Consider the following 351-nt stretch of genomic DNA (forward strand, 5'->3'; position numbering starts at 1 on the left):
ACATTAAACGCTTGACCATCACGGTTAAAGTTACGGTGATCATCAGCTTCAAAGGAGTGGGATTTTGCAAATTTACCCGTTAACAATCCACTTGCTAACGGTACACGCGCAAGTATTCCTACGCCTTTTTCCTGTGCCGCTAGGAACAGTTCATCTAAAGGCTTTTGACGAAGGAGGTTAAAAATTACTTGTAGTGCCTTTACATTAGGGTTTTCAAGACAGAATAAACCTTCCTCCACAGTTTCTACACTAACACCATAATGACGGATCTTTCCTTCTTGCTGTAGCTTATCTAACACTTCAAAAACGGCACCATTTTTTAAAACTTCAAAAGGTGCACAGTGTATCTGG

The 351-nt window shown here is 40.5% G+C and carries 1 protein-coding gene; it reads right to left on the reverse strand.

All coding sequences use genetic code 11. The features are described 5' to 3' along the window. The coding region (locus tag AOA61_RS30710) for an aldo/keto reductase (RefSeq protein ID WP_143521300.1) at positions 1-351 on the reverse strand (351 nt) is incomplete at both ends.

Origin of the sequence: Pseudomonas sp. 2995-1 (assembly GCF_002742505.1) — a bacterium.
Taxonomy (GTDB): domain Bacteria; phylum Pseudomonadota; class Gammaproteobacteria; order Pseudomonadales; family Pseudomonadaceae; genus Aquipseudomonas; species Aquipseudomonas sivasensis.